Annotated in this window: 9 protein-coding genes and 1 pseudogene; 5 read left to right on the top strand and 5 right to left on the bottom strand. The window is 58.5% G+C overall.

The genetic code is table 11. The annotated features are described in order from the left end of the window. Positions 1-27: 27 nt before the first annotated feature. The 3 genes from dnaN to gyrB are packed head-to-tail and all read left to right on the top strand — an operon-like array spanning position 28 to position 4,684. Positions 28-1,131, top strand: coding sequence for a DNA polymerase III subunit beta (gene dnaN, locus JFV26_RS24500; RefSeq protein ID WP_201196042.1), 1,104 nt, complete (start codon positions 28-30; stop codon positions 1,129-1,131). A gap of 20 nt (positions 1,132-1,151) precedes the next feature. Beyond that, positions 1,152-2,255, top strand: coding sequence for a DNA replication/repair protein RecF (gene recF, locus JFV26_RS24495; RefSeq protein ID WP_201196040.1), 1,104 nt, complete (start codon positions 1,152-1,154; stop codon positions 2,253-2,255). Between the two features lie 5 nt (positions 2,256-2,260). Then, entirely contained in the window at positions 2,261-4,684 is a 2,424-nt protein-coding gene (gene gyrB, locus JFV26_RS24490) for a DNA topoisomerase (ATP-hydrolyzing) subunit B (RefSeq protein WP_201196039.1), read from the top strand. Between the two features lie 163 nt (positions 4,685-4,847). Here gyrB and JFV26_RS24485 read toward each other — a convergent pair whose 3' ends face one another. Further along, positions 4,848-5,567, bottom strand: a complete 720-nt coding sequence (locus JFV26_RS24485) for a response regulator transcription factor (RefSeq protein ID WP_201196038.1) — start codon at positions 5,565-5,567, stop codon at positions 4,848-4,850. Between the two features lie 807 nt (positions 5,568-6,374). On the opposite strand from JFV26_RS24485, the gene JFV26_RS24480 reads away from it, so the two are divergent. Together JFV26_RS24480 and JFV26_RS24475 are read left to right on the top strand one after the other, a co-directional pair. Next, positions 6,375-7,358 carry a FecR domain-containing protein gene (locus JFV26_RS24480; RefSeq protein WP_201196095.1) on the top strand — a complete coding sequence of 328 codons (984 nt, stop codon included), beginning with the start codon at positions 6,375-6,377 and terminating at the stop codon, positions 7,356-7,358. Between the two features lie 18 nt (positions 7,359-7,376). After that, entirely contained in the window at positions 7,377-9,689 is a 2,313-nt protein-coding gene (locus JFV26_RS24475) for a CHASE2 domain-containing protein (RefSeq protein WP_201196037.1), read from the top strand. A gap of 225 nt (positions 9,690-9,914) precedes the next feature. Here JFV26_RS24475 and JFV26_RS24470 read toward each other — a convergent pair whose 3' ends face one another. The 4 genes and pseudogenes from JFV26_RS24470 to glyQ form a co-directional block, all read right to left on the bottom strand. After that, a complete protein-coding gene (locus JFV26_RS24470) occupies positions 9,915-10,694 on the bottom strand; it encodes a lysophospholipid acyltransferase family protein (protein WP_201196036.1) in 780 nt (259 codons plus the stop codon). Between the two features lie 81 nt (positions 10,695-10,775). Next, positions 10,776-11,308, bottom strand: a pseudogene (gene gmhB / locus JFV26_RS24465) (D-glycero-beta-D-manno-heptose 1,7-bisphosphate 7-phosphatase). 6 nt (positions 11,309-11,314) lie between these two features. Continuing rightward, positions 11,315-13,369, bottom strand: a complete 2,055-nt coding sequence (gene glyS, locus JFV26_RS24460) for a glycine--tRNA ligase subunit beta (RefSeq protein ID WP_201196035.1) — start codon at positions 13,367-13,369, stop codon at positions 11,315-11,317. Beyond that, positions 13,366-14,319, bottom strand: a complete 954-nt coding sequence (glyQ, locus tag JFV26_RS24455) for a glycine--tRNA ligase subunit alpha (RefSeq protein WP_008155694.1) — start codon at positions 14,317-14,319, stop codon at positions 13,366-13,368. Before glyQ ends, glyS begins: the two co-directional genes overlap by 4 nt. Positions 14,320-14,368 lie beyond the last annotated feature (49 nt).

Raw genomic sequence — 14,368 nt, 5'->3', positions numbered from 1 at the left:
CAGCTTATTAAGGCAAGGGACTAGACCATGCATTTCACCATTCAACGCGAAGCCCTGTTGAAACCCCTGCAACTGGTCGCAGGTGTCGTCGAGCGCCGACAGACCTTGCCGGTGCTCTCCAACGTGCTGCTGGTTGTCGAAGGCCAGCAACTGTCGCTGACCGGTACCGACCTGGAAGTCGAGCTGGTCGGTCGTGTGCAACTCGAGGAACCGGCTGATCCAGGTTCCATCACCGTGCCTGCGCGCAAGTTGATGGATATCTGCAAGAGCCTGCCGAACGACGCACTGATCGACATCAAGGTCGATGAGCAGAAGCTCGTCGTGAAGGCAGGCCGTAGCCGCTTCACCCTGTCGACCCTGCCGTCCAACGATTTCCCGACGGTTGAAGAAGGCCCAGGCTCGCTGACTTGCAACCTTGAGCAAAGCAAACTGCGCCGTCTGATCGAACGCACCAGCTTCGCCATGGCCCAGCAGGACGTGCGTTACTACCTCAACGGCATGCTGCTGGAAGTTTCCGAAGGCATCATCCGCGCGGTGGCCACCGACGGTCACCGTCTGGCCATGTGCTCGATGAAGGCCGATATCGGTCAGCCGGATCGTCACCAGGTGATCGTACCGCGCAAGGGTATTCTTGAGCTGGCGCGCCTGCTGACTGAACCGGACGGTCTGGTCAGTATCGTCCTGGGTCAGCACCACATCCGTGCGACCACTGGCGAATTCACCTTCACCTCTAAACTGGTCGACGGCAAATTCCCGGACTACGAGCGTGTTCTGCCGAAGGGCGGTGACAAGCTGGTGCTCGGCGATCGCCAGGCCCTGCGCGAAGCGTTCAGCCGTACCGCGATTCTGTCCAACGAGAAGTATCGCGGCATCCGTCTGCAACTGGCCAATGGTCAGTTGAAGATCCAGGCGAACAACCCTGAGCAGGAAGAAGCGGAAGAAGAGGTGGGTGTTGAGTACAACGGCGGCTCCCTGGAAATCGGCTTCAACGTGAGCTACTTGCTCGACGTGCTGGGCGTGATGACCACCGAGCAGGTTCGCCTGATCCTGTCCGACTCCAACAGCAGTGCGCTGGTGCAAGAGTCTGACAACGACGACTCGGCCTACGTTGTCATGCCGATGCGTCTGTAATCATGCTCAGCAGAAGCTAGATGTCCTTAAGTCGCGTCTCGGTCACCGCGGTGCGCAATCTGCACCCGGTGACCTTCTCCCCCTCTCCCCGAATCAACATTCTTTACGGCGCCAACGGCAGCGGCAAAACCAGTGTTCTGGAAGCCATTCATCTGCTGGGGCTTGCTCGTTCGTTTCGTAGCACCCGTCTATTACCGGTGATTCAGTACGAGCAGTTGGCGTGCACGGTGTTTGGTCAGGTGGAATTGGCCGAGGGTGGGCACAGCGCCTTGGGGATATCCCGGGACCGCCAAGGTGAGTTCCAGATCCGCATCGACGGGCAAAACGCCCGCAGTGCGGCGCAACTGGCGGAAATCCTGCCGCTGCAGTTGATCAACCCGGACAGCTTCCGGCTGTTGGAGGGGGCGCCGAAGATTCGCCGGCAGTTTCTCGACTGGGGTGTGTTCCACGTGGAACCCCGATTCATGTCTACCTGGCAGCGCTTGCAGAAGGCCCTGCGCCAGAGAAACTCTTGGCTGCGGCATGGTACACTTGACGCCGTTTCGCAAGCGGTTTGGGACAGGGAACTGTGCCAGGCCAGCGCAGAAATTGATGAATACCGCCGCGCTTATATCAAAGCCTTGAAACCAGTCTTTGAACAGACCTTGAGCGAACTGGTTGAGCTCGAGGGCTTAACGCTCAGTTATTACCGAGGTTGGGACAAAGAGCGCGAGCTGAGTGCCGTGCTCGCAGGGTCCCTTCAGCGGGATCAGCAAATGGGTCATACCCAGGCCGGACCACAACGCGCTGACTTGCGTCTTAGATTGGGCGCACATAACGCTGCGGACATTTTGTCCCGGGGTCAGCAGAAGTTGGTGGTCTGCGCATTGCGGATTGCCCAGGGGCACTTGGTTAGCCAGGCCCGACGCGGCCAGTGTATTTATCTGGTGGATGACCTGCCGTCCGAACTGGACGAGCAACACCGCCGTGCGCTTTGCCGCTTGCTGGAAGACTTACGCTGCCAGGTGTTTATCACCTGTGTAGATCACGAATTATTGAGGGAAGGCTGGCAGACGGAAACGCCAGTCGCTCTGTTCCACGTGGAACAGGGCCGTATCACCCAGACCCACGACCATCGGGAGTGAAGGCATTGAGCGAAGAAAATACGAATACCTACGACTCAACGAGCATTAAAGTGCTGAAAGGCCTGGATGCCGTACGCAAACGTCCCGGTATGTACATTGGTGACACCGACGATGGTAGCGGTCTGCACCACATGGTCTTCGAGGTAGTCGACAACTCCATTGATGAAGCGCTCGCTGGCCATTGCGACGACATCAGCATCATTATCCACCCGGATGAATCCATCACCGTTCGCGACAACGGTCGTGGCATCCCGGTAGACGTGCACAAAGAAGAAGGCGTTTCCGCAGCCGAGGTCATCATGACCGTGCTGCACGCCGGCGGTAAGTTCGACGACAACTCCTACAAAGTCTCCGGCGGCCTGCACGGTGTAGGTGTTTCGGTTGTGAACGCCCTGTCCGAAGAGCTGGTCCTGACCGTTCGCCGCAGCGGCAAGATCTGGGAACAGACCTACATCCACGGTGTTCCGAAAGAGCCGATGAAAATCGTCGGCGAGAGCGAATCCACCGGTACCCAGATTCACTTCAAACCGTCCGACCTGACCTTCAAGAACATTCACTTCAGCTGGGATATCCTGGCCAAGCGGATTCGTGAACTGTCCTTCCTCAACTCCGGTGTCGGCATCGTCCTTAAGGACGAGCGCAGCGGCAAGGAAGAGCTGTTCAAGTACGAAGGCGGCCTGCGTGCGTTCGTTGAATACCTGAACACCAACAAGACCCCGGTCAACCAGGTGTTCCACTTCAACATCCAGCGTGAAGACGGCATCGCCGTGGAAATCGCCTTGCAGTGGAACGACAGCTTCAACGAGAACCTGTTGTGCTTCACCAACAACATTCCACAGCGCGATGGCGGTACTCACCTGGTGGGTTTCCGTTCCGCACTGACGCGTAACCTGAACACCTACATCGAAGCTGAAGGCCTGGCGAAGAAGCACAAAGTCGCTACCACCGGTGACGATGCGCGCGAAGGCCTGACCGCGATCATTTCGGTGAAAGTGCCGGATCCGAAGTTCAGCTCCCAGACCAAAGACAAGCTGGTTTCTTCCGAAGTGAAGACCGCGGTCGAACAGGAAATGGGCAAGTATTTCTCCGACTTCCTGCTGGAAAACCCGAACGAAGCCAAACTGGTCGTCGGCAAGATGATCGACGCGGCTCGTGCGCGTGAAGCGGCGCGTAAAGCCCGTGAGATGACTCGTCGTAAAGGTGCGCTGGATATCGCCGGCCTGCCGGGCAAACTGGCTGACTGCCAGGAAAAAGACCCTGCCCTTTCCGAACTGTACCTCGTGGAAGGTGACTCTGCTGGCGGTTCCGCCAAGCAGGGTCGCAACCGTCGCACCCAGGCCATCTTGCCGTTGAAAGGCAAGATCCTGAACGTCGAGAAAGCACGCTTCGACAAGATGATCTCTTCGCAAGAAGTGGGCACCTTGATCACCGCGCTGGGCTGCGGCATCGGCCGCGACGAGTACAACATCGACAAGCTGCGCTATCACAACATCATCATCATGACCGATGCTGACGTCGACGGTTCGCACATCCGCACCCTGCTGCTGACCTTCTTCTTCCGTCAGTTGCCGGAGCTGATCGAGCGCGGCTACATCTACATCGCGCAGCCACCGCTGTACAAGGTCAAGAAAGGCAAGCAAGAGCAATACATCAAAGACGACGAAGCCATGGAAGAGTACATGACGCAGTCGGCCCTGGAAGATGCGAGCCTGCACCTGAACGAAGAAGCCCCGGGCATTTCCGGTGAAGCGCTTGAGCGTCTGGTGAACGACTTCCGCCTGGTAATGAAGACCCTCAAGCGTCTGTCGCGCCTGTATCCACAGGAACTGACCGAGCACTTTATCTACCTGCCGGCGGTCACGCTGGAGCAACTGTCCGATCACGCAGCGATGCAGGACTGGATGGCTAAGTTTGAAGTTCGCCTGCGCACCGTCGAGAAGTCCGGCCTGGTTTACAAAGCCAGCCTGCGTGAAGACCGTGAACGTAACGTCTGGCTGCCAGAGGTCGAACTGATCTCCCACGGCCTGTCGAACTACATCACCTTCAACCGCGACTTCTTCGGCAGCAACGATTACAAAACCGTGGTCTCGCTGGGCGCTCAACTGAGCACCTTGCTCGACGACGGCGCGTACATCCAGCGCGGCGAGCGCAAGAAGCCGGTCACCGAGTTCAAGGAAGCCCTTGAATGGCTGATGGCTGAAAGCACCAAGCGTCACACCATCCAGCGCTACAAAGGTCTGGGCGAGATGAACCCGGATCAGTTGTGGGAAACCACCATGGACCCAAGCCAGCGCCGGATGCTCAAAGTGACCATCGAAGACGCCATTGGCGCGGACCAGATCTTCAACACCCTGATGGGTGATGCGGTCGAACCCCGTCGTGAATTCATCGAAAGCAACGCCCTGGCGGTTTCCAACCTGGACTTCTGATCCAGCGGCAGCGCCAAACAAAAAGGCCAACGCTTAAGCGTTGGCCTTTTTTATGGCTTCTGGAAAATCAAAAGATCGTCCGAACGCGGCCCGAGCCTTCGGCAGCTCCTATGCCGACCGCATTTCCCTGTAGGAGCTGCCGAAGGCTGCGATCTTTTGATCGTTACTCGATTACTGACGCCACACTTTCCAACCGATACCCATACCCATAAATCGTCAACAACTGCCAACCTCGATCAGCCGTCAGCCCGAGCTTATTGCGAAGGCGATAAATGTGAGTATCCAGCGGTCTGGAAGAGATCATTTCTTCATGGCTCCAGAACCGCTCATACAGGTATTCCCGAGACAGCGGCCGGCCCAGGTTGGTGAACAGGCAGTGGGCCAGTCGGTATTCTTTTTCGGTCAGGCTGATGGGGCTGCCGGCGCGGGTGACGGTCAGTTCGGCGTCGTCGAAGGCCAAGTCATTGAACGTCAGCAGTTCAGTGGCGGCCGATCGTTGCAGGCCATGCCGGCGTAATACCGCACTCACCCGCGCCTTGAGCTCATTAGGGCGGAACGGTTTGCTCACGTAGTCATCGGCGCCGGCATTCAGGGCCTGGACGATATCGCTCTCGGCGTCGCGACTGGTCAGCATGATCGCGGCGGGTGGTGCGTCCATGTGTTCGCGGGTCCAGCGCAACAGCGACAGGCCACTGATATCGGGCAGTTGCCAGTCGAGGATCAGCAGGTCGAAGGTCTCCCGCCGAAGCTGCCGCAGCAGGTCCTCCCCTCGCTCGAAACTGTGCAATGTCCACGCTTGCTCTCCCGCAGAGGGGATCTGTCGCAGTGTCTGTTCCACCCGACGTAGCTCGGCGGGTTCGTCATCCAGTATTGCGACACGCATGCGCAATGATTCCTTCATCTCGTAAGGGCAACGTTCAAGAAAAGTCCTACAGGAGCGAGTTTAGGCTGATTGCCTGAATCTGAACAATTGTGGCGAATCGCTCCGAAGTTCCAGAGGGTGGCTACGCTAGTAGCACTTCGCCCTCAGGCGCGAAGCCACTGGCAGAATACTCAATAGGGACTGTGGGAAAGATGCAGCAAAAGGTTCTGGAAAATATCGCCTGTAACGTTTTCACAAGGCTGGCAGCGTTGCTGTTTGTGGGTTGCCTTGGGCTGGGATGCACTACGGTCCAATTCTCTCCAGACGCCTATCGGGAGGCCGGACCGCGCTACTTCGGTGGAGGGATAAACACATCACTGGGGGATTCGCAGGGGTTCGCGCCTGTCCATTCGCTGCAAGCGGAAGTGGATCAACCCGTCAGCCAGGTGGAACAGCGCTGGGTGTTCTAGAACGCCTGGGCAATTCTGAACAATTATTGAGAATCGCCTCACAGCAGGCGCATGCCGGTAAATTCGTTCTCGCTGAGCGGGCACATACGAGCATTGGGATGTGCTCTGACGCAGGGAGCGTCAACGCCAACCTGGCGGGACCGCCGATCGCCGGTTTGCGGGCGGTCTGCAGTTCAGGGGAAATCAAGGAGTGCCTGCTCAGGTTTCAACTCGGCTCAATGATCGGTCGATTCTGACACAAGGACGTGTCATCCCTACGGCCTATGGCTATCTGCCAGAGCGTCCGGTCAGGTATGGTGCTTCCAGCGGATCGAAGCCTTTGCGGCCTGATTACCACAAGAGCATAAAAAGCCAATCCATGAACTCCAATACCTCATTGTTTCTGCGCCGTTCTGGCGTCTGTCTGTTTTTGCTGACCGGCCTGATGGGGTTGATTACCCCTGGCGTATCGGCTGCCGCCGTTTCCACAAAACGCTTGCCTTATATCGACGACAACCAGCAATGCCGTGGCCAGCCGCTGCCCGCGACGGTAGAGCATCTGACCGGCGAAGCCTGGAAACTGGACGTCAAAGGTAAACAGGAGCCGCTGCAAGAAGGCATGAAAGTGGATGAGCGAGAAGGTGTCATGACCTCTCCTTCTGCCTTTGTCAGTCTGTCTCTGGGCGATGGCTCGCGTATTGTCTTGCCCTCAAGCTCGCGCATCACCCTGCATTTGAATGAAGAACATTCGATCCCTCAAGTCATTCTTGAGCAGGGTCAGGTCGAGTCGTATGTGATCAAGCGCGCCAGCGACTATGATCGTTTTCAGATTGTCACGCCGGTCGGCGTGCTGGGCGTGCGAGGGACACATTTTCGGGTACGCAACGATGATGGCGGCCAGGCTGTGCTGGAAGTGCTGAATGGGCAAGTAGCGGTCAATCGCGAGGAAGAGTCTTTGTCCTCACAGCCTGGCAAACATTCTGTCGTGTCGGACAATGACGAAGTCCAGGTCATGGCCCGCCAGGGGCTGCGTATTCAGAAGCAGGGCAAGTTGACCCCGGTTGAATTGTTGCCGGCCCCTAGCCTGTTGGGTCAGGCAGGCCAGACGGGCCCGGCGCCCACTTGGCAACTGATCATGAAGCCCATCGAGGGGGCCACGCGTTATCGAGCGCAAGTTGCCACCGATCCGGCGTTTCTGAACATCAAGCAAGAGCAGTTTTCCAGTACGCCGCAAGTCAGCTTTCACGACCTGAAAGCGTTTTTCTACCATGTTCGGCTCTCGGCGTATGACGCGCAGGGACTAGAGGGAGAAACCGGGGTATATGACATTTTCTATTACCCCAGGACCACGCGTGTCCAATAGCACTGCGGCCGACTGCCGATGAAGAGCCGGCCAAGGAAGGAAGCGCGCGAGCCGACCCAGGCTCAACGGTTGTTTCGGCGTATGGTCCGCGAGTGGCTGTGGGTCAGTCTGATCCTGTTGCCGCTGACAGCCATCCTGTCCCTGGGTCAGGGCCTGACCTTGAGCAATCTGCTGTACGACAACCTGCGCCGGCTCAGCCCGTTGCCGGTCGATCCCCGAATCCTGATTGTGACCATCGACGATTACAGCCTGCAGCAACTTGGGCAATGGCCGTGGTCGCGAGCGCTGCACGCCGATCTGCTTGATCGACTGGACGCGGCAAAGGCCAAAGGCATTCTGTTCGATGTGATTTTCAGCGAACCCGACAGTCATCCCGACAACGATCAGCGTCTGGCCCAGGCAGCCTGTCGGGCGGGCAATGTGTTTGTGCCGCTGCTGCGTGAAGGTGTGGCGCGCTATGGCCAGCCGCTGGGGGAAATCGAGCCGGTGGCGCCGCTGAGTCATTGTGCCAGGGGCATCGGGCACATCAATGCCGAAGCCGACGTCGACGGCATTGTGCGTAGCGTATATCTGAGCGAAGGATCGGCGCAAAACCCCCGGGCTCAACTGGCCTGGCTGCTGTATCAATTGAGCCAGCCGGGCGATCATCCTTCATCAATGCCCGGTAACCCTGCCCCGCTGTCGGTGCAAGGTTGGCAACGTTCCCACGAAATACGTATTCCTTTCATCAGGTCCGATGCCGGATTTCCCAGCGTGCCTTACGCCAGTGTGTTGCGAGGCGAAGTCGCGCCGCAGTTGCTGCGCGATCGCCTGATTCTTATCGGCTCGACCGCGCCGGGCCTGGGTGACCGTTATGTCACCCCGCAATCGGCCAGTATCGGCACGACGCCGGGTATTGAGATTCAGGCGAACATCCTTAACGGGTTGCTGCAACAGCGCAGCATTGTGGTGCTCGATGAGCGCCTTTCAGTGTTGCTGTCGGTGGTGATTGTCGGGTTGCTGCTGGGTCTGTTGTTGCTGCGCCCCCGCCTGGCCTTGTGGATGACCGTTGGCGGCATCGCCGTTGCCTTGCTCGGGTCTTGCCTGTTGTTGCGGCTGGGCTGGTGGTGGTCACCGGCCGCGAGCCTGCTGGGTATGTTGCTGGGTTACCTGATCTGGAACTGGCGGCGGCTGAGTGCGGTACTCGCCTACTTCGGCTGGGAGTTGGCCCGTCTGGACAGTGAACCGAAAGTCTTCCCCGAGCGCCGACGCACCCAAGCCCCGGCTGGCGATGTATTGCAGGGTCAAATCGTTGCGCTGGAACAGGCCATGAGCCGGACCCGAGATACCCGACGCTTTATCTCCGATGGTCTGGAGTATTTACCGGTAGCGACACTGATCAGCGATCCGAACGGCCGCATTCTGCTGGCCAATCGCAAGGCTCGAGATGTGTTTGCCAATGGGCTGGTGGGCGAAGACTTGCTCAATCAATTAACCGCGCTGGGTTATCCGGCAGCACTCAATAGCGCGCCAGCAGTGTGGTCGGCCCTGGAACCGAAGGAGTTCCGTGATACCCAGGCACGCAGTCTGCGAATCGATCTTGCCCCGCTGCTGGCCGCCGAGGGCGATACGCCGATTGGCTGGCTGCTGAGCTTGACCGACTTGAGTGTCGAACGTGATGCCGAAGAACAGCGAGCGGTGTTGCTGCGGTTTCTTTCCCATGACCTGCGGGCACCCCACTCGGCGATTCTCGCGCTGCTCGATGTGCAGCGGCATCAGGTGAGCGGCGACGCTCACTTGTTCGCGCAGATCGAGTTGCAAGTGCGCAAGGCGCTGAGCCTGACCGAGGCGTTTGTGCAGTTGGCGAAAGCCGAGTCGGAGGCCTATCAGTTCCAGCCGAGCATGTTTGCGATGTTGCTGCTTGATACCTTCGACCAGGCAATGAGCATTGCGCAGTTGAAGAACATTCAACTGGTACATGACCTGGATGAAGACGCTGAAGCCTTGATCATGGCCGATCAATCTTTGCTGACCCGTGCGCTGTTCAACCTGCTGGAAAATGCGATCAAGTACAGCCCGGCCGGTTCGCGGATCAGCGTGCGGGTGAGTTGTGCCGATGACTGGCTGACCTGTGAGATTACCGATCAGGGCAAAGGCATCGCCGCCGAAGAGTTGCCTGAGTTGTTCAGCCAGTATCGGCGCTTTGCTTCGGCCCACGGCAATGATGGTCTGGGTTTGGGTTTGTCGATGGTCAAGGCCGTTGTGGATCGTCACGGTGGGCGGATCGAGTGCCAGAGCGAGGTCGGACAAGGCACTACATTCAGGCTTCAATTACCGGTGTTTACCGATTAAAGGCAAAAGATCGCAGCCTTCGGCCGTTCCTACACAAGCCCGTAGGCTGCGATTTTTTGAGGTACAAAAAAACCGGCTATATCAGCCGGTTTTTTTTACGTCCGAAAAAACTTATGCACCTTTTTCGGATTTTTATGAGCTTCAGAAATATGTATATAAATCATTACCCTATAAGCTAAATCCGTCGTTTTTCAACAAAACGGTACACAGGTTATCCACAGAATCTCAGACAGCCACTTGATCAGTTGTGGCAGGTGCCTGAGGAGCGGGTGGCAACGAACCCATGTCGCGCTGCATCTGTTCGTTCCAGGCCTGGACCCGATCATTCAGCGCCGCAATGGCTCGCGGCCCAGTGCCCTCGGCATACATCGGCTCACCGATGATCACGGTGATCACGCCCTGCTTCTTCGCCCAACCGGTTTTCGGCCAGAACTTGCCGGCATTGTGCGCAATCGGCAGTACCGGAAGTTCGGCATTGACCGCCAAAGCGCTACCGCCGCGCGAGAACTTGCCGACAGTGCCGTAGGGAACACGAGTGCCCTCAGGGAAGATCAACACCCAGACGCCATCCTTCAATAATTCGTCGCCCTTCTTCGCCACGTGTTTGAGCGCAGCTTTCGGGTTGTCGCGGTCGATGGCTATCGGTCGCAGCATGGCCATCGCCCAGCCGAAGAACGGTACAAACAGAAGTGAGCGTTTAAGCACCTGGCTCAACGGTTCGAAGTAAGCCGAGAGAAAGAACGTCTCCCAGGTACTCTGGTGGTTCGACTGAATCACGCAGGGCTGGTCAGGCACGTTCTCGGCGCCCTTCACTTCATAGCTGATGCCCAGAAACACTTTGCTCAGCCATAAGGCGCAGCGGCACCAGTACACGTTGATAAAACGATATCGGGCCTTGAACGGCAGAAACGGCGCGATAAAAAAGCTCAGGCTGCACCAGAGCAAAGAGCTGGTGCCCAGCAACAGATAGAAGAGGAACGTTCTGATGGCCTGCAGTATCGACATGGTGACGTTTACCGTGCGGGCGCTGCCCGTCTATATAAAGCGCACTTCCGATCAATCCTTAATCGGAACAATCGAAGCACTCTAATTGTGGATAAGTTCTGCGGCAATCGCCGCCAGATCGTCAAAAATCAAGGTGCCTACCGGCAGGGTCTTGCCCTGAGTCTTTTCGCCTTTCCCGGTCTTTACCAAAACGGGTTGAGAATCGACGGCTTTGGCGGCTTCCAGGTCACCGAGACTGTCGCCGACGAACCATAGATTAGTCAGCGATACGTTGTAATGCGCGGCGATGGTTTTCAACATCCGGGTTTTGGCTTGCGGCAATCGCAGCCTTCGTCCGGCCCGTGCGGGCAGTAGACGATCAGCCCGACTTCACCGCCCTGCTCCGCCACCAACAATCGCAAGCGCTCGTGCATGGCGTCCAGGGTGGCGATGTCGTAATAGCCGCGAGCGATGCCCGACTGGTTGGTAGCGACCGCCACCGTCCAGCCGGCCTTGCTCAACTGCGCGATGGCTTCGATCGAACCGGGGAGTGGAATCCACTCCTCCACCGACTTGATGTAAGCGTCGGAGTCATAGTTGATCACCCCGTCCCGATCGAGAATCAGCAGTTTCAAACAGTCTTACCCCAGCAGCGAAATGTCGGCGACGCCGAGGAACAGCCCACGCAAGCGGGACAACAGGGCATAACGGTTGGCGCGCACCTTGGCGTCATCCGCGTTGACCATCACCGCTTCGAAGAACGCATCCACCGGCTCGCGCAAGGCCGCCAGGCGTGCCAGCGATTCACTGTACTGACGAGCCGCGGCCATTGGCTGGACAGCCTGGTCAGCTTGCTGGATCGCCGAATACAGGGAGAACTCGTTGGCGTTGTCGAAGTACTTGGCTTCCACCACCGATGGAATCGAGCCTTCGGCCTTGCTCAGCAAGTTCGAAACACGCTTGTTCACTGCGGCCAGCGCGGCAGCTTCCGGCAACTTGCGGAAGGCTTGAACCGCTTGCACACGCTGATCGAAGTCCAGCGCCGAACCCGGCTTCAGAGCGCGTACCGACAGGTAAGTCGCGACGTCCACGCCTTCGTCTTCGTAACGGGCACGCAGACGGTCGAAGATGAACTCCAGCACCGACTCGTTCAGCCCGGCAGCCTTGATCTTGGCGCCGAACGCATTCACGGCGAAGGCCACCGCGTCGTTCAGGTCGAGGTCGAGTTTCTTGTCGATCAGGATGCGCAACACGCCGAGTGCTGCACGGCGCAGGGCGTACGGGTCTTTGCTACCGGTGGGCAGCATGCCGATGCCGAAGATGCCGACCAGGGTGTCGAGCTTGTCAGCGATGGCCACGGCCGCACCGGTCAGGGTGGTCGGCAGTTCAGCGCCGGCACCGCGCGGCATGTACTGCTCGTTCAGCGCCAGGGCAACTTCTTGCGGCTCGCCGTCGTTGAGGGCGTAGTAGTAACCGGCGACACCTTGCATCTCCGGGAACTCACCCACCATTTCGGTCGCCAGGTCGCACTTGGACAGCAGGCCGGCACGGGAAGCCCATGCCGCGTTGCCACCAATGCGCTGCGCGATGAACGCGGCCAGTTTGGAAACGCGCTCGGCCTTGTCGTAGACGCTGCCGAGTTTTTCCTGGAACACCACGTTTTGCAGGCGCAGGTTGAAGTCTTCGAGTTTCTGCTTCTTGTCTTGCTTGAAGAAGAACTCGGCGTCGGTCAGGCGTGGGCGAACCACTTTCTCGTTACCGGCGATGATCTGTTGCGGGTCTTTGCTTTCGATGTTGGCCACGGTAATGAAACGGGGCAGCAACTTGCCGTCGGCATCCAGCAGGCAGAAGTACTTCTGGTTGTCCTGCATGGTGGTGATCAGGGCTTCTTGCGGCACATCGAGGAAACGCTCCTCGAACGAGCACACCAGCGGCACCGGCCATTCCACCAGCGCGGTCACTTCGTCGAGCAAGGCTGGAGGGATGATTGCCGTGCCTTCCTGCAAGGTCGCGAGTTCTTCGGTGCGCTTGCTGATGATTGCGCGACGCTCGTCGGCATCGGCCAATACGTAGGCTGCACGCAGGTCGGCCAGGTAGTTGGCCGGCGCGCTGATGCGCACGCTTTGCGGGTGGTGGAAGCGGTGACCACGGGAATCGCGACCGGCCTTCTGGGCGAGGATCGTGCAATCGATGACCTGGTCACCGAGCAGCATGACCAGCCACTGGGTCGGGCGAACGAACTCTTCCTTGCGAGCACCCCAGCGCATGCGCTTGGGGATCGGCAAGTCGTTCAGGGAATCTTCAACGATGGTCGGCAGCAGGCTCGCGGTCGGTTTACCGGCGATGCTCTGGCTGTAACGCAGTTTCGGACCGCTCTGATCGATTTCGCTCAGGTCGACACCGCACTTCTTGGCGAAGCCCAGGGCTGCTTGAGTCGGGTTACCGTCGGCATCGAACGCGGCCTGACGTGGCGGGCCGTCGAGGTTGATGCTGCGGTCCGGCTGCTGGGTGGACAATGCGCTGATCAGCACGGCCAGACGACGCGGCGCGGCGTAGACGGTTTTGGCTTCGTAGCTCAGGCCGGCGGCTTGCAGGCCCTTATCGATACCGGCCAGGAACGCGTCGGCCAGGGTGTTAAGGGCTTTGGGTGGCAGTTCTTCGGTGCCCAATTCAACCAGGAAATCCAGAGCACTCATTGTGCAGCCTCCAGCTTAGCCAACACTTCATCACGCAGGTCCGGGGTCGCCATCGGGAAGCCCAGCTTGGCGCGAGCCAGCAGGTAGGCTTGCGCAACGGAACGCGCCAGGGTGCGTACACGCAGAATGTATTGCTGACGCGCAGTCACCGAGATCGCCCGGCGCGCATCCAGCAGGTTGAAGGTGTGGGACGCCTTCAACACCATTTCGTAGCTCGGCAACGGCAGCGGCTGGTCGAGTTCGATCAGGCGCTTGGCTTCGCTTTCGTAGAAATCGAACAGCTCGAACAGCTTCTCGACATTGGCGTGTTCGAAGTTGTAGGTCGATTGCTCTACTTCGTTCTGGTGGAACACGTCGCCGTAGGTGACCTTGCCCATCGGACCGTCAGCCCAGACCAGGTCGTAGACCGAGTCCACGCCTTGCAGGTACATGGCCAGACGCTCAAGACCGTAGGTGATCTCGCCGGTCACCGGGTAGCACTCGATGCCGCCCGCTTGCTGGAAGTAAGTGAACTGCGTCACTTCCATGCCGTTGAGCCAGACTTCCCAGCCCAGACCCCAGGCGCCCAGTGTTGGCGACTCCCAGTTGTCTTCGACGAAGCGAATGTCGTGGACCAACGGGTCCAGCCCGACGTGCTTGAGGGAGCCCAGGTACAGTTCCTGGAAGTTGTCCGGGTTCGGCTTCAGGACTACCTGGAACTGGTAGTAGTGCTGCAGACGATTCGGGTTTTCGCCGTAGCGGCCGTCAGTCGGGCGACGACTGGGCTGCACATAAGCGGCGTTCCAGGTTTCCGGGCCGATGGCGCGTAGAAACGTGGCTGTGTGGAAAGTGCCGGCGCCTACTTCCATATCGTAGGGCTGAAGTACCACGCAACCTTGCTCGGCCCAGTATTGCTGGAGGGCGAGGATCAAGTCTTGGAAGGTACGCACGGCTGGCGTAGGCTGGCTCACGAAATTCACCTGTTTCTTGGGCTGCGATTTAAAGAGCGGGAGTATACCC

Source organism: Pseudomonas sp. TH31 (assembly GCF_016650815.1).
Classification (GTDB): Bacteria; Pseudomonadota; Gammaproteobacteria; order Pseudomonadales; family Pseudomonadaceae; genus Aquipseudomonas.
The sequence above is the reverse complement of the archived record's forward strand: the minus strand, read 5'-3'. Positions and strand labels throughout refer to the sequence as shown.

Excerpts from the sequence above, each read along its gene's own strand:
- JFV26_RS24470 (WP_201196036.1), bottom strand. The coding sequence starts at position 10,694 with ATGTCGATACTGCAGGCCATCAGAACGTTCCTCTTCTATCTGTTGCTG.
- dnaN (WP_201196042.1), top strand. The coding sequence starts at position 28 with ATGCATTTCACCATTCAACGCGAAGCCCTGTTGAAACCCCTGCAACTG.
- JFV26_RS24480 (WP_201196095.1), top strand. The coding sequence starts at position 6,375 with ATGAACTCCAATACCTCATTGTTTCTGCGCCGTTCTGGCGTCTGTCTG.
- JFV26_RS24475 (WP_201196037.1), top strand. The coding sequence starts at position 7,377 with ATGAAGAGCCGGCCAAGGAAGGAAGCGCGCGAGCCGACCCAGGCTCAA.
- JFV26_RS24485 (WP_201196038.1), bottom strand. The coding sequence starts at position 5,567 with ATGCGTGTCGCAATACTGGATGACGAACCCGCCGAGCTACGTCGGGTG.
- recF (WP_201196040.1), top strand. The coding sequence starts at position 1,152 with ATGTCCTTAAGTCGCGTCTCGGTCACCGCGGTGCGCAATCTGCACCCG.
- glyS (WP_201196035.1), bottom strand. The coding sequence starts at position 13,369 with ATGAGTGCTCTGGATTTCCTGGTTGAATTGGGCACCGAAGAACTGCCA.